The sequence below is a fragment of the Parapedobacter soli genome, from assembly GCF_025460835.1.
GTDB lineage: Bacteria > Bacteroidota > Bacteroidia > Sphingobacteriales > Sphingobacteriaceae > Parapedobacter > Parapedobacter soli.
In genome coordinates this window covers 20,351-41,244 of record NZ_JAMXAY010000030.1, presented here as the reverse complement: position 1 = coordinate 41,244, position 20,894 = coordinate 20,351, and the positions used below count along the sequence as shown (strand labels likewise).

Here is a 20,894-nt window from a genome sequence, read left to right as displayed (position 1 = left end):
AAAAGCTAGTCAATCCCACAAGTAGGGTGGGGCGTGAATTAAAAGAAAGATTGATAAACCAACTAATCTGAGACAACATGAGGAATTTATTTACATGCTTCTTTTTGCTGTGTATGCTTCCCGCTTTTGCGGAGGCACAACACAGGGTAAGCGGCCGGGTAACTGATGCATTGACGGCGGGCGGGATACCCGGTGTTACCGTAATGGTGAAAGGCGCGGTGACGGCCACACAGACCAACGCGACGGGTAATTATACCATCGATGCGAATGCAGCAGATACCTTAGTCTTCCGCTCATTGGGGTACGCCATGCAAGAGGTACCCATTGCTAACCAAACAAGCATCGATGTGGTACTGGAAGGTGAAGGGACAGAGTTGGAAGAGGTCGTAGTGATTGGGTATGGTACCCAACGGCAGCGTGACCTTACCACAGCTGTTGCTACAATAAGGGCCGACGACATTGCGAAGACGCCTAATGCGCAGGCCATGCAGTCATTGCAAGGGCGCGTGGCCGGTGTCCAAATCGTGAGCAACGGGGCTCCGGGTGCCTCTCCGACGGTCCGGCTGCGGGGGATCGGGTCATTTGAAGGGAACTCAGCCCCACTGTATGTGGTAGACGGAATGTTTTTCGATAACATCGACTTCTTGAATCCCAACGACATTGCAACGATATCGGTGTTGAAAGATGCGTCGGCGTCGGCCATTTACGGTGTGCGGGCGGGCAACGGTGTGGTACTTATCGAAACAAAATCAGGTGCATACAACAAACCGGGAGAGATTGTCTACGATGCTTACTATGGCATACAGAATCCACAGAATGTGTTGAAGATGGCAAATACCCAGCAATTCGTGCGGTACATCAACGCAACAGGGAGCCAAGCCGACATTAGTTTGATAGCGAACGCGATGCAGCGGTATGGCCGCAGCCGGCTGGATCCTAATCTGCCGAATGTCAATACGGATTGGTACAACGAGATCATGACTCCCGCTCCAATCCAAAACCACAACCTTTCCTTCAGTGGCGGCGGTGAAAGCACCCGTTATTCTATCGGTGCCAGCTATTTCAATCAGGAAGGACTGCTGGATTTGCAACGCAACGATTACCGGCGGTTGAATTTCCGTGTAAAAGTGGATAGCAAGGTGAAAGATTGGTTAAACGTAGGTGGTAATTTTAACGTCAGCACGGCCCGCCAATACAACGGTGAAAATACCGCTTGGTTCCGGGCGTATTTTTCCGTACCGATTTTACCGGTCTATGATGAAGACAACACCGATGCGTCGCCCGTGAAATATGCCAACGCGCAAAAGCTTGGATATCGGGGTGTCCAGAATCCATTCTTCCCACTGGAATACATCGATAACCGCAACCATGTGGCTAAACTGGCGGGTAACTTCCACGCCGAGGTGGCCTTGTGGGAACAGAAGTTGAAGTTCCGAACACAGTATAACTACGGGCTGAGCTTCGTAAATACACGGCGTGTGGACTTCGAATACCACGATGGTGTAACGCAGCATCAATCGGCTATCCGAAGGCAGAATACATCGGACTACGATCAAGTGTGGGATAACTTCGTGACGTACGATGATGATTTCGGTAAACACAACCTGAACGTGGTGTTGGGTCAATCCTACCGCAGCGAATACAGCGAACTGCTGTTCGCACGGGGTACGGCCATCAGCCCTGCACCGTCGCGGGCGGCCGAACAATATTGGTACCTGACGAATGCGACCGACTTTGATTTAAATAACATTGGGGACGCGGACGGGGGCACCTTGAATGCTAACCTGCAGTTCCTCTCGTTTTTCGGCCGTGCGGCTTACAATTACGATGATCGCTACCTGCTGTATACCACTTTCAGGCGCGATGGGAACAATAAGTTCCAGAAGACGTGGGGTAATTTCGCCACGGTGGGCGCCGGGTGGGTGCTCTCACAAGAAGAATTTTTTGATGTTCCCGGTATCGATTTCCTGAAGTTCCGTGCATCATGGGGGCAGTTGGGCAACGACGCCATCAGCCCGTCGGTCGGACTGCCTACATTGCAGGAAAACAACGGCGCCATTGACGGTACCCGGGTTATCGGTAGACGCCTTAACCCAACGTTCGACCTCATTACGCAATGGGAAACCACGGTAGAGAAAAACTTCGGAGTGGATGCACAGTTCCTCAACAGCCGTTTGTCGTTGGAAGCCGACTATTTCATCCGCGATACGAGAAACCTAGCGGTTACCATCGTGCCACCGGTATTCGCGTCGGCCGAGCGCCGCAGTGTAGGTGAAATCCGGAACCAGGGGCTGGAGCTCAACCTCAATTGGCGCGATCACCTGTCGGAAGATTTCTCCTATAACATTGGTGGAAACATCGCCACGCTCAAGAACAAAGTATTGGGGTTGGGTGGTGCCGACGGCCTGAATGCCGGCTCAGCAGAGTTCCGCCAGCGTTCCATCATAGGCCAGCCGTACCAGGCATTTTACGGCTATGAGGTAACGGGTGTATTCGATACCGACCAGCAAATCCAAAGCACGTATAATGCAGATTTCGCAGCAGAAAAGAGCCTCGTACCCGGTGACCTGATCTTCAAAGACCAAAACGGCGACGGCCTCATCGACGACCAAGACCGCGTAATATTGGGCTCGTACCTGCCCGATTTCACCTGGGGTGCCAATCTTGGGTTCCGCTATAAGAAGCTGGAATTTGCAGCGTTGCTGCAAGGGCAAACCGGATACCACATCCTCAATAGAAAACGCGGTGAAATGATTTTTACCAACGATACCAACATCGATGCCGACCTGGCCACCAACTTCTGGACCGAAGAAGGGGGCTCCCCGAAGAATTACCCATCGGCGTCTGGGCTCCGTAGGTCGTGGAACCAGGTGATGAGCAGCTATTTCGTAGAACCTGGGTCGTATTTCAGGTTGCAGAACGTCCGCCTTTCTTATTCATTCCTGGGTAGGGAAATCAACGGTGTAACGTGGCCCGAAACGAGGGTTACGCTAACTGCCGACCGCCCCCTTACCGTATTCAAATACAATGGATTCAATCCAGAGGTGGCCAGCGGCGTGGATCGCGAGGTATATCCGATACCGGCCATCTATACCTTGGGCGTAACAATTAAACTTTAAACCATTAAGGAGAAGAGATTATTATGAAAGCGATACGAAATATCCAATTTGTGGCAATGGTTTCCATTGGACTATTGCTAGGCACATCGTGTAGCGGTTTATTGGATGAACCGTTGGAAAACCAGCAGATTGCTGAAGGGACCGATTATACGCAAACCCAGAATATGGTGTTGATGCTATATGGCGCATACAACCAATTGTATGATATGGGGTGGGAGGTTTACCCAACCATCAGTGTACGGGGTGACGATATCGATATCGGTGGTCGGGGCGACCAACCACTGTTTGCAGAAGCAGACAGCTTCAGGTACGACCGTAACTTCTGGGCTTTGAATAATGCATGGACAAGCCTTTATAGCGATCTGATCTACTGGCAGGGAGCCATTGAAGAGATCCAGAAATACCAGGAAGCAGGTGCAAACCAGGGTACCGCACAGCAATACATCGCCGAAATCAAAGTGATGCAAGGGTTTGAATTCCTCCAACTGGCACGTATGTGGGGCAGTATATTAATTCCTACCACCTCACAGCCCAGCCAGCTGTTCAACGCCGAGCTGTCGAGTTTCGAACAGGTGATGCAGCACGTTTCTGCACTGATGGATGAGGCAATCCCGCTGCTGCCAACCGTGCGCCCTAACCAGCGGACGGACATACCCGGAGGCATCACCCGCTATACGGCGTATGCGGTGAAAGCATTGGCCAACCTCGAATTGAAAAATTACCCGGCGGTGGCCGAAGCAACTGGGCAGATCATCAGCAGTGGATTGTTTAGTCTGGAGCCCGATTTCTACCACCTGTTCAAGCTGCAGGGCAAACTCAATAACGAAAACCTGCTGGAGCTGCAATATTCAGATTACGGCACCCCTACCGGTACGTCAAATAAATACCTGTGGGATTTCTTCGGCCCTACAAGCTGGACCCCCGCCCGTAGCGGATCAAGCGGTGGATGGGGCTTCTGGGAACCCAGCATGAAATATATCCAATTCATGCTCGACCGCGGCGAGCGCGAGCGGTTGGAAGCCACCGTGATATTTACCCCCGACGGCATCACTGAGTTACGCAATGCCTATCCCGGTGCGCCAAGCTGGATATCAAATGTGACGGCCGACGGCGATCAGTTCAACAACAGCGTGAGGACCAAGTTCTACAGTGGTAAACATTATTGGCCGTCAACCATGCTTACCCAAGGCCGTACCGCTTACGGTGAAAACAAAAATTTCACCTGCATACGCTACGCGGAGGTGTTGCTGATACACGCAGAGGCATTGGTGAATGGAGCTACGAGTTCGGCGATGACGGCCGATGCCGCGGTGAACGAAGTACGTGGCCGCGTAGGGCTTGGCCCACTCAGCAGCGTTACGCTAGACCAAGTGCTAGACGAGAAGCTTGCCGAATTTGCCGGCGAATGGGGTATCCGATTTTATGACCTCGTACGGAACGGCCGTACGGCCGAACTCTCATACGGCGGACGTACGTATGACGCGGCTACGGATAGGTTTTACCCCTACCCATTGCAGCAACAAGACATTTTACCCCAGTTGAGGGACCAGAATCAGTAAACCAGTTAGGGATTTAAATGAAATATGGAGATGAAAAAGATCTATAAAATGTTGGCTGTAGCTGTAGTGGCAGTTGTTGCTACCACTGCATGCCAAGATGGCTATATCGATGATATTACGGCTGTACAACCAGGGGCGGATGAGGCGCCGCCGCAGGTAACTATCGGCTATCCGACTAACGCAACACTGCTGATCCCGTTTACGGATGAGTCGACGCAGGTGAACTTTGAGTTTGAGGTAACAGACGATATCGAGATTGCCTCGGTAACCCTGGCGCTCAATGGAACTACGTTGGAAACGTTGACTGATTTCAAAGATTACCGGCGTATTGCAGCCTCGCATCTTAGCGAGACCCTGCCCGTTGGCGATTATACGGTCGACGTGACGGCTACCGATGTGTCTGGGAAATCGACAACGAAGAGTTTCGCATTTGAAATCAGTAACATATACCAGGCAAAGTATGACGGTGAGATTTTTTACATGCCGTTCGAGGGGGATATATACCTCGATTTGCTGGAAAATATCACAGCCACCAAAGTCGGTAACCCCGGCTTCGCAGCAGGCAAATCGGGCCGTGCCTACGCCAACACTACGGGCAGCTATATTTCGTTGCCCGCTGCCGATGTGATCAACAACGAATTCAGTGCGTCGTTTTGGTACAAAGTTAATGCAACCCCCGACCGGGCGGGTATCCTGACCATAAGCCCACCGGGACCTACGAATAACAATCGGACGAGCGGTTTCCGGTTATTCCGGGAAAATGCGGGCGGGAAGCAGCGTATCAAGTTGAACGTGGGTAACGGTACAGCAGATAATTGGTTTGATGGCGGGGCTGCAGCGGATATCGATGCGACCAGTGATTGGGTACATGTGGCGTTTACCATCGCCGGCGACCAATGTGCAGTATATATTAATGGAAATGTAGTAAGCCAAGGTACCTATCCCGGTATCAGCTGGGCAGATTGCGATGGGTTGACCATCGGTTCCGGAGCACCCAACTTTACCGAATGGAATCACTTATCCGACCTGAGTCTCATCGACGAACTGCGGATTTTCGATAAGTCACTGACCCAAGAAGAAGTGAAAACCATTTTTGAAGATAACTAGCGATAGGATGGTAAACGCAGGAATGCCGATACGGATTATATGTTCATTATGCCTCGCCTTGTTGGTGGTACAATGTAAAAAGGACCGTATCGGCATGCTTGCGCTGCAACGTGTGATGATTGGCGACGTGGAACTGACATTCGATAGTGTAGTGTCCGATTTGCCTACTGACCGGAGCATCACCCTGGAGTTCTCGGGGCCCGTGAACACCTCTTTGGCCAATACAGCGATTACGCTCTCACATGATGGCGGAACAACGCCAATAAATTTGAGCTTCCTTTCAAATGGAGCTACCGTGGTGGTGCATCCCGCTGGTCCTTTGTTAAGCAATACGGTGTACACAATCGATGTTTCCGAGCAGTTGAAAGGTAGTGACGGTAGTGGTGGCCAAGCATACAAGGTACGGTTTAAGACAGTGATGGACAACTTGGCGGTTACCGCCATCGAAATACAAGGTGAGCCCGCCGGCCAATCGACCATCTTATTCGATGTGCCGCTTGATTTGGGGATAACCATCCGCTTTTCAGGTCCGTTGGATGCCGCTACAGCACAACAGGCCGTTGCTTTGGTGGGCGCCGCCGGTGCGGTTGCCCTCAACGTGGCGCTTGCCACCGATGGCCAATCGCTAAGTATAACCAGCAACACACCGCTGCTTGACTTCACGAAATACGAATTGCAGATTTCGGATGCATTGGTTGGTGCAGGGGGGGAAAGGTTCAAAGGATTGGAAAAAACCATATACACCACGGCGGCCCCCGAGCCGAAATTCCCTGTTATATCAGACGAAGAGCTGCTCACCTTGGTGCAACGGCAAACGTTCAAGTACTTCTGGGACTTCGCGCATCCCGCTAGCGGGATGGCGCGCGAACGCAACACGTCAGGTGATCTCGTCACCAGTGGTGGCTCCGGGTTTGGTGTGATGGCACTTATCGTGGGTATAGAGCGCGGTTTCATTACGAGGGACGAGGGGCTAACCCGGCTGGCAACGATACTGTCGTTTTTAGAGACGGCCGATCGGTTCCACGGAGCGTGGTCACATTGGATCAATGGCAGCACAGGTGCAGCCATACCCTTCAGTACCAACGATAATGGCGGCGACCTGGTAGAAACAGCGCTATTGATGCAAGGGCTGATTGCCATGCGACAGTATCTTTCAGCCGGCACGCCAGCCGAAAAGCAGCTTATCGATCGCATCGACGACCTATGGAAGTCCGTAGAGTGGGATTGGTACCGGCGCGATGGCCAGGATGTGCTCTATTGGCATTGGTCGCCGGACAAGGAGTGGGCCATGAACCTGCCGATACGGGGATGGAACGAAAGCCTCATTACCTATGTGCTGGCGGCAGCCTCACCTACGCATAGTATTGACGCAGACGTATACCACAGCGGCTGGGCGCGGGATGGCGCTATGCAAAATGGCGGGACATACGAAGGAGTGGAACTACCACTCGGTCCACCATCGGGCGGCCCCCTCTTTTTCAGCCAGTATTCATTTTTGGGTATCGACCCCCGTGGACTGAGCGATGATTACGCCGACTATTGGATTCAAAACATGAACCACACCTTGATCAACTACCGTTATTGCATGCGCAATCCGCGTATGTATGTAGGCTACGGCCCGTCAGCCGGGGGTTGGGGACTTACCGCCAGTGATAACCACGATGGTTACTCGGCACATTCACCCACTAATGACCTAGGCGTGATCACCCCGTCGGCTGCCCTGTCGGCATTCCCGTATACCCCGGAAGAGTCAATGGCCGCATTGAAGTTTTTCTATTATACGTTGGGCGACCGCCTTTGGGGTACGTATGGGTTTTACGATGCCTTTAACCTTACCGAGCAGTGGGTAGCCGGCTCGTACCTAGCGATTGATCAGGGGCCAATTATTGCGATGATTGAAAACTACCGTACCGGCCTCCTTTGGGACCTCTTCATGAGCGCGCCCGAGGTGCAGGCCGCATTGCGTAAACTGGGCTTCGACAGTCCGAAATTATAATGTTAAAACAAATCATGAGTAAAATAATAAATATCATACTGATAGCCCTAGTGGCCGTAACCGGATGCACAGGCGCGTCGCAAAAGGCTGCCGGCGACGATGGAGCCACGCTGTCGGACGACTCCCTGATGACGCTCGTCCAACGGCAGACTTTCCAATATTTCTGGGATGGCGCGGAACCTATATCGGGGTTAGCGCGCGAACGTATCCACATCGATGGCGAGTACCCGCAGAATGATCAGCAGGTCGTCACCATTGGAGGCAGTGGTTTTGGGCTGATGGCAATCATCGTCGGTATTGAACGCGGATTCATAACGCGGCAAGCCGGCGTGGACCGTTTTGAGCAGGTGATTGATTACCTGGGAAAAGCTGACCGTTTCCACGGGGCATGGCCGCATTGGCTGGATGGCCCCACGGGTAAGGCCAAGCCGTTTAGTAAGAACGATAATGGTGGTGATCTGGTAGAAACCGCGTTCATGGCACAAGCATTGATATGCATTAGGGAATACTTCCAGCAGGGCAATGAACAAGAGAAGCAATTGGCTGCACGCGCGGACGCCCTCTGGAAAAGCATTGAATGGGATTGGTACCGCCAAGGGGGGCAGGATGTGCTTTATTGGCACTGGAGCCCTACCGCCGGGTGGGCCGCCAACCACCCCATTCGGGGGTATGATGAGTGCCTCATTACCTATGTGCTGGCAGCCTCATCGCCGACGCACGGCGTGCCTGCCGAAGTGTACCACCAAGGGTGGGCACGTGGAGGTGCCATCACCACCGATGCCGAGCGTTATGGCCACCCACTTATCCTCAAGCACAACGTGCCGGATAGCAACGGCGTAGGACCCCTGTTCTGGTCGCATTATTCGTACCTCGGTTTAGACCCACGTGGCCTGAAAGACCGGTATGCGGATTATTGGGTGCTGAACCGCAACCATGCCCTCGTCCAGTACGACTATGCTGTGGAAAACCCAATGGGATACAAGGGGTATGGACCGCCCGATGGCGGGTGGGGATTTACCGCCAGCTATTCCGTAGACGGCTATTCGGCGCACAACCCTGACAACGACCGGGGTGTAATTTCGCCAACGGCAGCGCTGTCGTCAATTCCCTATACACCCGAACAAAGTATAGCGATGATGCGTTACCTGTATGAACAGCTAGGCGATAAAATGTGGGGGAAATATGGTTTCTACGATGCGTATAGCGAAACGGAAAACTGGTATCCGCAGCGCTACTTGGCCATAGATCAAGGGCCCATTCCGGTGATGATCGAGAATTACCACACCGGGCTGCTTTGGGAATTGTTTATGGCAGCACCGGAAATTCAGGAAGGATTAAGAAAACTCGGATTTGAAAGCCCGAAAATGTAGATTTATTGACGAGTAAGATGAGAACGATCTGTTTTTTGGTAGCATGCTACTGGTGCCTGGGCGCATTCGCCCAGGCACCCGATAAGCCCTATAACGTGGTGTTCATCTTAAGCGATGATCACCGATTTGATTTCATGGGCTTTATGAACAAGGTGCCTGGATTGGAAACACCGTTTATGGACCGAATGGCCAGGGAGGGTGCACACCTGCAGAATGCCTTTGTATCCACTGCGCTGTGTTCGCCCAGCCGCGCTTCCATCCTTACCGGGCAGTATGCCCACACGCATACCATCGTGGATAACAGTGCTCCCTTACCCGAGGGGCTTACGTTTTTTCCCCAATACATGCAGGCCGAAGGCTATAAAACGGGCTTCTTCGGCAAGTGGCATATGGGGAATATGGACGGCAGCCCGCAGCCGGGTTTCGACCAATGGGTGAGCTTCCGCGACCAGGGGGTGTATTACTCGCCTACTTTCAATATCAACGGCATGGAGGTCAAACAGCCCGAAGGCAGCTATACCACCGACCTACTCACCGATTACGCGATCGACTGGCTGAATACGCTCGAAGGCGGCCAGCCCTTTTTTCTCTACCTCTCGCACAAAGGGGTGCATGCCGAGTTCAATCCGGCAGAGCGGCACCGGGGCACCTACCAAGACATGCCCATCATTTGTCCGCCATCCATGTACCTCACCGCTACCGATAGCAGCATGCATGTGGGTGTCGAAACACCGTACGACGGCCCCGTCAACCTCGATGGCATCCCCGATTGGGTGCGTAAACAGCGGTACAGCTGGCATGGGGTAGACCATATGTACGATGGGCAGATTGCATTTGCCGATTTTTACCGCCAGTACTGCGAAACTCTGCGCAGCGTGGACGAAAGCATCGGCTCTGTTCTCGCTTGGCTCGAACAGCACGGACTAGCTGAAAATACATTGGTCTTCTACATGGGTGATAATGGTTTTTTGTTCGGTGAGCAAGGGCTTATCGATAAGCGAAATGCTTATGAGGCCTCCATGCGCGTACCGTTGCTAGCGTGGGCACCCGGCCTGATAGAGCCGAATACCCAGGTGAAGCAGATGGTAATGAATGTGGATATCGGACCGACAATCTTGGATATAGCGGGGATTGGCACCCCGGCTCAGATGCAAGGCCATTCGTTCCTGCCCCTATTGGAGGGTAAACCCATCGCCGGGTGGCGCGATCGAGTTTTCTACGAATACTATTGGGAATGGGCCTTTCCGCAAACCCCCACCGTGTTCGCCATTCGGACAGACCGTTATAAATACATCTTCAACCACGGGCTATGGGATACCAACGAGCTGTACGACTTGCAAACAGATCCGCATGAAATGAACAATCTCATCCGCGACCCTGAGTCGCAAGACGTTGCGGGCCAGCTTAAACGGGAACTGTGGGACTGGCTGGAGTCTACCGATGGGTTGCAGATACCGCTCAAGAAAATTTACCAGAAACGCATCGATCACCTTTATCGGGGCACCTATTGACGCTCCCGGAAAAAATTCGTAGGATGAGACATTCCAAAGAAATTATACTCATCCTATTGACGTTAATAGCACTTGAAAGCTATGGTCAGGCGCTCCGGCAGCAGACCTACTGCAATCCACTCAACCTGGATTATGCCTATGCCACACGGTTTGACAGCCTATCGTACCGCTCGGGTGCCGACCCCACTGTGGTGGGGTTCCGGGGCGAATACTATATGTTCGTCACCCGGTCTATGGGCTATTGGCATTCGCCAGACCTCCATACGTGGTCCTTCGTCCGCCCCGAGAAATGGTATTTTGAAGGGTCAAACGCACCTACCGCACACAACTACAAAGACTCCGTGCTATACGTTACGGGAAATCCCTCAGGATCGATGGCTATCCTCTATACCGATAACCCGAAGAAAGGCGATTGGAAGGCGGTGCCCTCCGTGCTGGCCGATTTGCAGGATCCGGATCTTTTTATCGATGACGACGGCCAAGCTTATATGTTTTGGGGTTCCTCCAACAAGTTCCCCATCCGGGTGAAGACACTCGACCGCACCAACCGTTTCATTCCTTCTTCGGGTACCATCGAACTGTTCAACCTCGACGGCGAAAAACATGGCTGGGAGCGATTTGGCGAAAACCACAGCGATACGGTACTGCGGGGCTATATCGAAGGGCCGTCCATGGTGAAGCACGGCGGCAAGTATTACCTGCAATATGCGGCTCCAGGTACGGAGTTCAATGTTTATGGCGATGGGGTATATGTCGGCAGCACGCCGTTAGGGCCGTATGAATATGCGCCCAACAATCCATTTTGCTACAAGCCGGGTGGATTCATCAACGGGGCAGGGCACGGGAGCACCGTAAAAGGGCCCGCCAACATCCATTGGCATTTTGCTACCATGGCTGTCGACGTGAACATAGGCTGGGAACGGCGTATAGGTATGTTCCCGACCTACTTCGATGCGGATGGGTTGATGTATTCGAATACCGCCTATGGCGACTACCCCCACTATGCGCCGGATGTACCCGGAAAGATGGGCGAGTTCACCGGCTGGATGCTGCTCTCGTACCGCAAGCCCGTGAAAGCCTCGTCATACATCCGTGATCATCCGGCGGCCAGCATCACCGACGAACATATCAAAACGTTTTGGGTGGCCGAGCAAAACGACAGCCAGCAATGGCTCGAAATAGACCTCGAAAACACCGGGACAGTCCATGCCTTCCAAGTGAACTATAACGACTACAAGTCTGATCTGTATGGTAAACCCGGTGGACTGTACCACCGTTACCTGATTGAAGGATCGTTGGATGGCAAAGATTGGCGCATTTTGGTTGATAGGAGCCAGAACTATCGGGAGGTGCCCAATGATTACGTCGAATTGGGTGCGCCCGAGCGGGTCCGCTATATCCGGTACCGCAACATCCAGGTGCCGACACCTTACCTTTCCATTTCGGAAATAAGGGTGTTCGGCGTGGGTGAAGGTGATGTGCCCACATCGGTAGATAACCTTGAAATAAGACGCGGCGCCGATCGGAGAGAGGCGTTGCTCACATGGTCCGATCCCGGCAATACACAGGGTTTCAATGTGCGGTGGGGTATTGCGCCCGATAAGCTGTACAGCTCATGGCTGGTATACGACCAGTGCGAGCTAGAGCTTAGGGGGCTTAATGTGGACCAAGAATATTTCTTCACGGTCGAAGCATTTAATGAAAACGGGATATCCGAGCGCACAACGGTCACAAAGGCCGAATAAACAACAATTATGGGAAAAGTGAATGTAGTATGGTACGTGCTCATTTTGGGTGCATTCCTATTGACAGGTCCAGTAAGCCAGCAAGTATACGGACAGGGCAAAGCCAAAATGGATCGTTTTATCGATGGACTGATGCAACAGATGACCATCGAAGAGAAAATCGGTCAGCTCAACTTGGTTACCGCTGGTGAGGCGACCACCGGGGCCGTGGTAAGTACCGATGTGGAAGGTAAGATCAAAGCTGGAAATATCGGCGGTATCTTCAGTATGACCAGCGTGGCACGCATCCGTGCCGCCCAGGAGCTGGCTGTTACCCAATCACGCCTGAAGATACCGCTTATCTTTGGCTTAGACGTTATCCACGGCTATAAGACCATATTTCCCATCCCGTTGGGGCTGGCGGCTACGTGGGATCTCAGGTTAATCGAAGAGTCGGCACGGATAGCAGCCGTGGAAGCTTCCGCCGATGGGCTGAACTGGACGTTTTCGCCCATGGTCGACATTTCAAGAGACCCCCGTTGGGGCCGTATATCTGAAGGATCAGGTGAAGATACTTACCTAACCGCTCGGATCGCCGAGGCCATGGTGCATGGCTATCAGGGCGACGATTTGGCAGCATATAATACGCTCATGGCCTGTGTGAAACACTTTGCGCTATATGGCGCAGCCGAGGCAGGGCGCGACTATAACACCACCGACATGAGCCTGCACCGGATGTATAATGAATACTTACCACCCTATAAAGCCGCCATCGATGCCGGCGCCGGGAGTGTGATGACCTCCTTCAACGACATCAATGGCGTACCTGCTACGGCCAACAGATGGCTCATGACCGATGTACTTCGTAGCCAATGGGGCTTCGACGGTTTTGTGGTAACAGACTACACAGCTATCAACGAGTTGATAGACCACGGCTTGGGTGATTTGCAGGAAGTGTCGGCACGGTCGCTCAAAGCAGGCGTGGATATGGATATGGTAGGTGAGGGGTTCCTCAGTACGCTGAAGAAATCACTGGATGAGGGCAAGGTGAGCGAGGCGGACATCAACCTCGCCTGCCGGAGGATATTGGAAGCCAAATATAAACTGGGTCTTTTTGATGATCCGTTCCGTTATTGTAACGACGAAAGGGCCGAGCAGGCCATTCTCAATCCCACTCACTTGGCCAAGGCACGCGAAACCGCAGGGAAATCGTTTGTACTCCTGAAAAATGAGAGCCAATTGCTGCCGCTGAAGAAAACAGGTACCGTAGCCTTAATCGGCCCGCTTGCCAATACGGGGAGTAATATGCCCGGTACGTGGAGTGTAAGTGCCGATCTGGAGCACACCCCCTCCTTGCTGGAAGGGATGCGGGCAGTTTTGGGCAACGAGGTGAAACTGGTGTGCCACCATGGGTCTAACCTGCTGGAAGATGCGGCATACCAAGAGCGGGCCACGATGTTTGGCCGTACCATCCCACGTGATGACCGGGCGGAGGCCGAAATCCTAGCCGAGGCGGTGGCCACCGCGCAGCAGGCTGATGTGATTGTTGCGGCACTGGGCGAAAGCTCCGAGATGAGCGGCGAATCATCGAGCCGCACAGACATAGGTATCCCCGATATCCAGCAACGTCTGCTGGCCGAACTACTGAAGACGGGTAAGCCCGTGGTGCTGGTACTGTTCACCGGCAGACCGCTAACGCTGAGTTGGGAAAACGAGCATGTGCCTGCCATACTCAACGTATGGTTTGGGGGTACCGAAACGGGCAAAGCCGTGGCCGATGTGCTGTTTGGCGACGTCAATCCGTCGGGCAAGCTACCGGCAACATTCCCACAAAATGTGGGTCAGATACCGCTTTACTACAACCATAAGAATACAGGGCGACCACTTGCCGAAGGACAATGGTTCCAAAAATTCCGCTCCAACTACCTAGACGTAGCGAATGAGCCGCTTTACCCCTTTGGCTATGGCCTGAGCTACACCACCTTTGCCTATAGTGAGGTTATGCTGAGTGCCGATACCTTAGTGGCGGGAGGCAAACTGGAGATAAGCGTGGACGTTCGCAACGTGGGCGACTGCGGCGGCGAAGAGGTGGTGCAGCTCTATGTCCAGGATGTGGTAGGGTCAGTTACGCGCCCCGTCAAGGAACTCAAGGGCTTCCGAAAGATATGGCTAGACCCCGGCCAATCACAGCACGTGACCTTCGAGCTGACAGCTGAAGACCTCAAGTTCTACGACGCCGATTTAGATTATGTGGCCGAGCCCGGCGAATTTGCCGTGTTTGTCGGCACAAATTCGCGCGATGTGCAGGGCGGTCGGTTCGTGCTGGTCGACTGATGGTTATGACAACACCACCTTGTTGGCCAGCAGGGTCTCATCGGGACTGATGCTATGGGGCTTGCCGGGATAGATCTCAAGGGTCACCTTTGCACCGAGTCCACGCAATACCGATGCACTTTCCTCAATCCGGTATAGCGGTACATGCGGGTCGTTGTCGCCCGAAGTAATCAGTATGGGCGTGCCCCCAAAATCGCCGGTGTAATTACTAAGCGTCAGCGATTCACCGATTAACCCCCCGGTGAAAGCGATGACGCCACCATAGGGTTTGGCATTCCGCCCTACGTACTCCAGGACTAGGCAGGCCCCTTGCGAGAATCCCACGAAGTACAGCGCATTTGGGGCGACCCCCAATTGCGCCGCTTTAGCCTCCGCTTCGCCCACCAGCCCCAATGCTGAATCCAGCGCCGGTTGGTTGTTTGCCACGGGTGCCAGAAAGCTGTATGGATACCAAGAGTTGTTGGTGGCCTGCGGTGCAAGCAGTAGCGCATCATCCAACTGAAGGTGGTGGCTTAGTGAAAGGATGCCCGAAGCGGAACTGCCCCGCCCATGGAGCAGTACCACAGCCTTTTTGGCGTGTGCAGCCAATTTGCCAGCTTGTATAAGTTGCTTTTCGTGTATGTACATAGTTTAATCCAATTGTGGTAAAACCTTTTCCAGATGTTCCCGATGGGTTTCGTATTGGGACGGCAATTTCAATCCGCTGCCCAATTCTGCCACAGGCTCGTCTACGGCAAAACCTGGGTTATTGGTGGCAATTTCAAACAGCACCCCACCGGGTTCACGGAAATAGAGTGAATAGAAATAATTGCGGTCAATTTTCTCGGTGATGTGCAGTCCCTGTGCAATTATTTTTTCCCTGAAATGCATCAGTGTGGCTTCATCCGGAACGCTGAATGCTACATGGTGTACCGAGCCTCCGGCAACAAGCCCTTCGGCCTCGCCCGGCGCCTCCACCAGATCTACCAAGTTTGCGTAAGGGGTGGAGTCAGTGATGAATCGGTAGCGATTCACTTCCTCCTGCAGCAGCCGGTACCCGAAAATATCGGTGAGTATGCGTGCGGTGGCATCCATCTTTTCTGTGGTGATAGTCACATGATGGAACCCGCGCGTAGCGTGTTCGCTGCCCACCTCGTCTGTTGTCCACGGCGTACGGGTATCTATCTCTTTCGCTACGGTCAATTCAAATTTAAGGCCGTCGGGATCGAGGAAAGTGAGGTATTTTTCGCCAAATTTCTCAGCAGGATTGTTATAGATAATGCCATTTGCCTCAAATCGGTTCTTCCAGAAGTCGAGGCTCCCCGCCGGTACGGAATAACCAATTTCGGTGACCTGCTTCGTGCCACGGCGACCCGGTTTTACACGGTCGCCCCAAGGAAAGAACGTAAGGATCGAACCCGGTGTGCCTACTTCGTCGCCGAAATAGAAGTGGTAGGTCTGCGGGTCGTCGAAGTTGACCGTTTTCTTTACCAAACGTAGACCTAGTATCCGGGTATAAAAATCGTAGTTGCGTTTGGCATCCCCCGCGATAGCGGTGATGTGGTGAATGCCTAAGATGTTGTTGTCCATGATTATACTCCTTGTTTTTTTATTATAATACAAAGATACGGCAGCAGTTGTTCTGCCACATTAACCTAGGACAAGAAGTGAAAAGTATGTTACTGAGACTCGGTACCTACCGTGATGCGTCGGGTACCGTCGCCAGTTACCGCGATACGGATGTGTGCTGCATCGGCTGGAAGCAGCCCCTCTATTTTCTCGGGCCACTCAACGAAGCAATACGAGCCGGAGTAAAAGTAATCTTCGTAGCCTAAGTCAAAGGCTTCTTGTTCAGACTTGATACGATAGAAATCGAAGTGATATAACGGTCCCTGTGTGCTGTGGTACTCGTTGACGATTGCAAACGTGGGGCTGGAAGGGGTGTCAGCCACGCCCAATTGGCGACAGATGGCACTGATGAGTGTTGTTTTGCCGACACCCATTTCACCGTAGAACAGTAAAATGCGGCGGGTGCCCACCGCGGCCAATAGCCGGTTTGCGGCATCGGGCAACCCCTGCAGATTTACAACGTTGATGATCATTCCTGCAAAAATACGCTTTTTGCTATTTTGTGGTGTATGTTGCAAATGGAATGATCATCTCTTCGAGCGATATGCCACCGTGTTGGAACGTTTCGTTGAAGTAGTTGACGAAGTGGTTGTAATTATTGGGGTACACAAAATATGTGTCTTCGCGTGCGAAGATGAAACTTGAGCTAACATGCAATTTCGGCAGCATGGCATCGTGTGGGTTTTTTACGTGGAACACGTCTTTGGCAATGAAATTCAGGTTTTTCCCCTGCTTATAACGCAAATTGGTGTTGGTATTCCGGTCGCCGATGACCTTGCTGGCATGTTTTACGCGGATGGTGCCGTGGTCTGTTGTGATAATCACGCGGACGGGTTTCTGCGAGAGCCACCTTAATGCATCGAGCAGCGGTGAATGTTCAAACCAAGAGAGGGTAAGCGATCGGTAAGCGGCCTCATCATTGGCCAGCTCACGGATCATGGCCATGTCTGTACGGGCATGGGAGAGCATGTCTACAAAATTGTACACCAACACGTTGAGGTCGTTTCCCATGAGGTTGCTAAGGTTGTCCGTCACGTCGCGACCCTGTTCCAGGGTAAGTACTTTTGTGTATGAATGTCTACATTCTTTGCGGTACAAACGTTTGATCTGATCGGTCAGGAATTTGCCTTCATGGAGGTTTTTACCGCCCTCATCTTCGTCGTTCTGCCAAACCCCGGGGTACTGGCGCTCCATGTCGAGCGGCATCAAACCGCTGAAGATTGCATTGCGGGCATACTGGGTAGCGGTGGGTAAGATACTATAGTAGCTATCTTCCTCTTCGAGCCGGAAGTAGTTGGTGATGACCTCGTTGATAATACGCCACTGGTCGTACCGAAGGTTGTCGATCAGGAAAAAGAAAGTCGGCCTGGCTTCCTGAAGCGTAGGGAATACCTTTTTGCGGAAGAGCTGGTGCGACATGGTCGGCCCGGTTTCGGGCTCCTTTATCCATTGGAGGTATTTTTTTTCGATAAACTTGAAAAATTGCATGTTGGCTTCCGCCTTTTGCAAGGTAAGTACCTCATGCATACCCGCATCTTCCAATTTCTCGAGTGATAGCTCCCAATATATCAGTTTTTTGTACACATCCGCCCACTGTTCGTAGTCGAGATTGTCATTGAGAATCATACCGAGGTTCCGGAAATCCTGCTGATAAGCCATCGATGTTTTCTCACTGATTAGCCGCTTGTTTTCGGTGAGCTTCTTAATGGTGAGCAGGATTTGCTTCGGATTTACGGGCTTGATAAGGTAGTCGTCGATTTTGGAGCCGATCGCATCTTCCATGAGATGTTCTTCTTCGTTTTTGGTAACCAATACCATCGGTACGGCGGGATTGATGTTTTTAAGTTCGGAAAGTGTTTCCAGCCCGGTCAGTCCAGGCATATTCTCATCCAAAAAAACCAGATCATAGAAGCCTTTTTTGAAGGCATCCACCGCATCATTGCCGTTGGTTACCGTTTTTACAGCATACCCTCTTTCGTTTAGAAGCATGATATGTGGCTTCAGTAAATCAATTTCATCGTCTGCCCATAGTATATTTGTTTCCTGCATGTTGATTCTCCAATGTGTTGTCTCGCCCGATGCGAGCCGCCAGATAAGAGGCGAACTTAGTGAAAAGTTTGCCGCTATTGACAATTTTAACATAAATTAACAGCGCGGTAACGTATCTTTGCCGCATATAAATGCGGTCGGCGATTACGTCTCTCCGCAATGAAAATAGCGGTTGAACAAAAAGAAAATAATCAACGATCCTGTATATGGATTTATATCCATTCCGTCCGGTTTCATTTATGACCTGATTCAACACCCCTATTTCCAGCGTTTGCGGTACATCAAGCAGGTGAGTATGACACATCTGGTATATCCCGGTGCACTACATACTCGTTTCCAGCATGCGCTTGGTGCGATGCACCTCATGGGGCTTTCGTTGGAAACCTTGCGGGGCAAGGGTGTTGCCATTTCAGAAGAAGAGGAAGAGGCGGCACTGGCTGCTATTTTGCTGCATGATATTGGCCACGGGCCGTTTTCACACTCATTGGAACACACCTTGGTAGAAGGCGTTTCGCACGAACTGCTCTCCTCGCTCATGATGAATGAACTGAATGAGATGGTGGCGGGGCGTCTGGACTTAGCCATTGCAATTTTCAACAACCAGTACCCAAAGAAATTTCTGCACCAGTTGGTGGCCGGCCAGCTCGATACGGACCGGATGGATTACCTCAGCCGCGATAGTTTTTTTACGGGTGTAGCCGAGGGCGTTATCAGTTTCGACCGTATCATTAAAATGCTTAATGTTGTTGAGAACGAACTTGTTGTTGAGCAGAAAGGTATTTATTCGGTGGAGAAATTTCTCATCGCCAGGCGGTTGATGTATTGGCAGGTGTACCTGCATAAGACGGTAATCAGTGCAGAGCAGATGCTGCTTAAAATCCTGAAGCGTGCCAAAGAGCTTTGCGGAACGGGTACTTTACTCTTCGCTTCGCCATCCTTGGAACATTTTTTGCGCACTAAGGTAACCCGGCAGAATTTTACCGAAGATGCCCTACATTTAGTGCATTTTTCGCGTCTTGATGATACGGACATTTGGTCTGCCGTGAAGACTTGGGCATATCACAGCGACCCTATTTTGCGTATGTTGTGCTCACGGCTGATATCGCGGTCGTTATATCACACGGAGTTGCATGCTATACGCCCTCCGGAAGGATTGATTGAACAGTTGAAAGCGGAAGCCGTGGATTATTTTGATATTGATGTGGCCGATGTGGATTATTATGTGTGGTTGCAATCTATAGAAAACAGTGCGTATGAACCTAAAAATGGTACCATCAAAATTTTAATGAAAGATGGCAGTATACAAGACATTGCTGAGGCTTCCGATTTGTCTAATTTGGAGACATTATCACGGAAAGTCCAAAAGTTTGCGGTTTCCTTTCCGAAAGAGTTGACGCATACGCCGCTCTCAACAGATAGAGTCAGTAAAATTTAAATTATTACCGTTTAAACTTATACATTTGCAGATGCAATTTTCCGCACATCAAATAGCAACGCTCGTTAACGGCACCCTTGAGGGGGATCCGGATGTGGTGGTGAGGCAATTGGCCAAGATCGAGGAGGCGTCGACGGGTTCGCTCTCTTTTCTGTCTAACCCGAAGTATGAGCAATACCTCTATACAACCAAAGCATCGGTAATCATCGTCAATGATGATCTGAAATTAGACCATCCAGTACAGGCCACGATTGTGCGGGTTAAAAATGCATACTCGGCTTTTTCCACCCTGCTGGAACTATATAACAAAATGCGATTGGATAAAACCGGTATTGAAGACCGGGCAGTTATCGATGCAAACGCCAAGGTCGGAAACGACGTATATATTGGTGCATTTGCGTATATTGATCGCGGGGCTATTATAGGTGATCGATGTAAGATTTATCCCCATGTTTATATCGGTGAGAACGTCAAAATCGGTGATGATACTACATTGTTTCCAGGGGTATCGGTTTATTTTGATTGTATTATCGGAAAACACGTCATTATCCATTCGGGAACGGTTGTGGGTAGTGATGGTTTTGGCTTCGCACCCCAGGATGATGGAACTTACAACAAGATCAGCCAGATAGGGAACGTGATTATCGAAGATGATGTGGAGATTGGCGCCAATTCGGTGATCGACCGGGCGACAATGGGATCGACCATTATAAGAAAAGGTGTGAAACTGGATAATTTGATCCAAATTGCACATAACGTGGAGATAGGAAAACATACTGTGATTGCAGCCCAATCGGGGATATCCGGAAGTACCAAAATCGGCGAGTATGTCGTAATCGGTGGGCAGGTGGGTGCTGTGGGCCATATCAGCATAGCCAACGGTAGCCAGATACAGGCGCAGTCGGGCATTAACCGGACAATTTTGGAAGAAGGGAAGAAATGGTCGGGTACACCTGCGGCTCCCTACAACGCACAAATGCGTTCGCAGGTCGTGTACGCACGCTTGCCGGAGCTTGAGCGCCGCATTGAGGAGTTGGAACAGCTATTATTAACAAAAGAATTGTCGAAATAAAACAGCTTTA

Annotated in this window: 14 protein-coding genes; 10 read left to right on the top strand and 4 right to left on the bottom strand. The window is 51.6% G+C overall.

What is annotated here, in order from left to right; genetic code table 11:
* Positions 1–77 precede the first annotated feature (77 nt).
* The 8 genes from NGM62_RS13480 to bglX are packed head-to-tail and all read left to right on the top strand — an operon-like array spanning position 78 to position 14,720.
* Entirely contained in the window at positions 78–3,119 is a 3,042-nt protein-coding gene (locus NGM62_RS13480) for a SusC/RagA family TonB-linked outer membrane protein (RefSeq protein WP_262248687.1), read from the top strand.
* Between the two features lie 23 nt (positions 3,120–3,142).
* On the top strand, positions 3,143–4,678 hold the full coding sequence (locus tag NGM62_RS13475) for a RagB/SusD family nutrient uptake outer membrane protein (protein WP_262248686.1): 1,536 nt from the start codon (positions 3,143–3,145) through the stop codon (positions 4,676–4,678).
* A gap of 30 nt (positions 4,679–4,708) precedes the next feature.
* Positions 4,709–5,785 (top strand): LamG domain-containing protein, encoded by a 1,077-nt coding sequence (locus NGM62_RS13470; RefSeq protein ID WP_262248685.1) that lies wholly within the window; start codon positions 4,709–4,711, stop codon positions 5,783–5,785.
* Positions 5,786–5,792: 7 nt separating this feature from the next.
* Entirely contained in the window at positions 5,793–7,781 is a 1,989-nt protein-coding gene (locus NGM62_RS13465; protein ID WP_262248683.1) for a glucoamylase family protein, read from the top strand.
* 14 nt (positions 7,782–7,795) lie between these two features.
* On the top strand, positions 7,796–9,151 hold the full coding sequence (locus NGM62_RS13460) for a glucoamylase family protein (RefSeq protein ID WP_262248681.1): 1,356 nt from the start codon (positions 7,796–7,798) through the stop codon (positions 9,149–9,151).
* Positions 9,152–9,168: 17 nt separating this feature from the next.
* A complete protein-coding gene (locus tag NGM62_RS13455) occupies positions 9,169–10,662 on the top strand; it encodes a sulfatase family protein (protein WP_262248680.1) in 1,494 nt (497 codons plus the stop codon).
* Between the two features lie 23 nt (positions 10,663–10,685).
* The gene (locus NGM62_RS13450) at positions 10,686–12,407 is read left to right on the top strand and encodes a family 43 glycosylhydrolase (RefSeq protein ID WP_262248679.1); all 1,722 of its coding nucleotides are present in this window, start codon (positions 10,686–10,688) and stop codon (positions 12,405–12,407) included.
* A gap of 9 nt (positions 12,408–12,416) precedes the next feature.
* Entirely contained in the window at positions 12,417–14,720 is a 2,304-nt protein-coding gene (gene bglX / locus NGM62_RS13445) for a beta-glucosidase BglX (RefSeq protein WP_315975870.1), read from the top strand.
* A gap of 3 nt (positions 14,721–14,723) precedes the next feature.
* Here bglX and NGM62_RS13440 read toward each other — a convergent pair whose 3' ends face one another.
* From NGM62_RS13440 to porX, 4 genes are all read right to left on the bottom strand, one after another.
* A complete protein-coding gene (locus tag NGM62_RS13440; RefSeq protein WP_262248677.1) occupies positions 14,724–15,347 on the bottom strand; it encodes an alpha/beta hydrolase in 624 nt (207 codons plus the stop codon).
* A 3-nt stretch (positions 15,348–15,350) separates the two neighbouring features.
* Positions 15,351–16,289, bottom strand: a complete 939-nt coding sequence (locus tag NGM62_RS13435) for a ring-cleaving dioxygenase (protein WP_262248675.1) — start codon at positions 16,287–16,289, stop codon at positions 15,351–15,353.
* 89 nt (positions 16,290–16,378) lie between these two features.
* Positions 16,379–16,801, bottom strand: a complete 423-nt coding sequence (gene tsaE, locus NGM62_RS13430) for a tRNA (adenosine(37)-N6)-threonylcarbamoyltransferase complex ATPase subunit type 1 TsaE (protein ID WP_262248673.1) — start codon at positions 16,799–16,801, stop codon at positions 16,379–16,381.
* A gap of 22 nt (positions 16,802–16,823) precedes the next feature.
* Entirely contained in the window at positions 16,824–18,377 is a 1,554-nt protein-coding gene (gene porX / locus NGM62_RS13425) for a T9SS response regulator signal transducer PorX (protein WP_262248671.1), read from the bottom strand.
* Positions 18,378–18,549: 172 nt separating this feature from the next.
* Between porX and NGM62_RS13420 the strand changes: the two genes are divergently transcribed.
* A complete protein-coding gene (locus NGM62_RS13420) occupies positions 18,550–19,812 on the top strand; it encodes an HD domain-containing protein (RefSeq protein ID WP_262248669.1) in 1,263 nt (420 codons plus the stop codon).
* 31 nt (positions 19,813–19,843) lie between these two features.
* Positions 19,844–20,884 (top strand): UDP-3-O-(3-hydroxymyristoyl)glucosamine N-acyltransferase, encoded by a 1,041-nt coding sequence (lpxD, locus tag NGM62_RS13415; protein ID WP_262248668.1) that lies wholly within the window; start codon positions 19,844–19,846, stop codon positions 20,882–20,884.
* Positions 20,885–20,894: the final 10 nt, after the last annotated feature.

Excerpts from the sequence above, each read along its gene's own strand:
- NGM62_RS13480 (WP_262248687.1), top strand. The coding sequence starts at position 78 with ATGAGGAATTTATTTACATGCTTCTTTTTGCTGTGTATGCTTCCCGCT.
- NGM62_RS13475 (WP_262248686.1), top strand. The coding sequence starts at position 3,143 with ATGAAAGCGATACGAAATATCCAATTTGTGGCAATGGTTTCCATTGGA.
- NGM62_RS13470 (WP_262248685.1), top strand. The coding sequence starts at position 4,709 with ATGAAAAAGATCTATAAAATGTTGGCTGTAGCTGTAGTGGCAGTTGTT.
- NGM62_RS13465 (WP_262248683.1), top strand. The coding sequence starts at position 5,793 with ATGGTAAACGCAGGAATGCCGATACGGATTATATGTTCATTATGCCTC.
- NGM62_RS13460 (WP_262248681.1), top strand. The coding sequence starts at position 7,796 with ATGAGTAAAATAATAAATATCATACTGATAGCCCTAGTGGCCGTAACC.
- NGM62_RS13455 (WP_262248680.1), top strand. The coding sequence starts at position 9,169 with ATGAGAACGATCTGTTTTTTGGTAGCATGCTACTGGTGCCTGGGCGCA.
- NGM62_RS13450 (WP_262248679.1), top strand. The coding sequence starts at position 10,686 with ATGAGACATTCCAAAGAAATTATACTCATCCTATTGACGTTAATAGCA.
- bglX (WP_315975870.1), top strand. The coding sequence starts at position 12,417 with ATGGGAAAAGTGAATGTAGTATGGTACGTGCTCATTTTGGGTGCATTC.
- NGM62_RS13440 (WP_262248677.1), bottom strand. The coding sequence starts at position 15,347 with ATGTACATACACGAAAAGCAACTTATACAAGCTGGCAAATTGGCTGCA.
- NGM62_RS13435 (WP_262248675.1), bottom strand. The coding sequence starts at position 16,289 with ATGGACAACAACATCTTAGGCATTCACCACATCACCGCTATCGCGGGG.
- tsaE (WP_262248673.1), bottom strand. The coding sequence starts at position 16,801 with ATGATCATCAACGTTGTAAATCTGCAGGGGTTGCCCGATGCCGCAAAC.
- porX (WP_262248671.1), bottom strand. The coding sequence starts at position 18,377 with ATGCAGGAAACAAATATACTATGGGCAGACGATGAAATTGATTTACTG.
- lpxD (WP_262248668.1), top strand. The coding sequence starts at position 19,844 with ATGCAATTTTCCGCACATCAAATAGCAACGCTCGTTAACGGCACCCTT.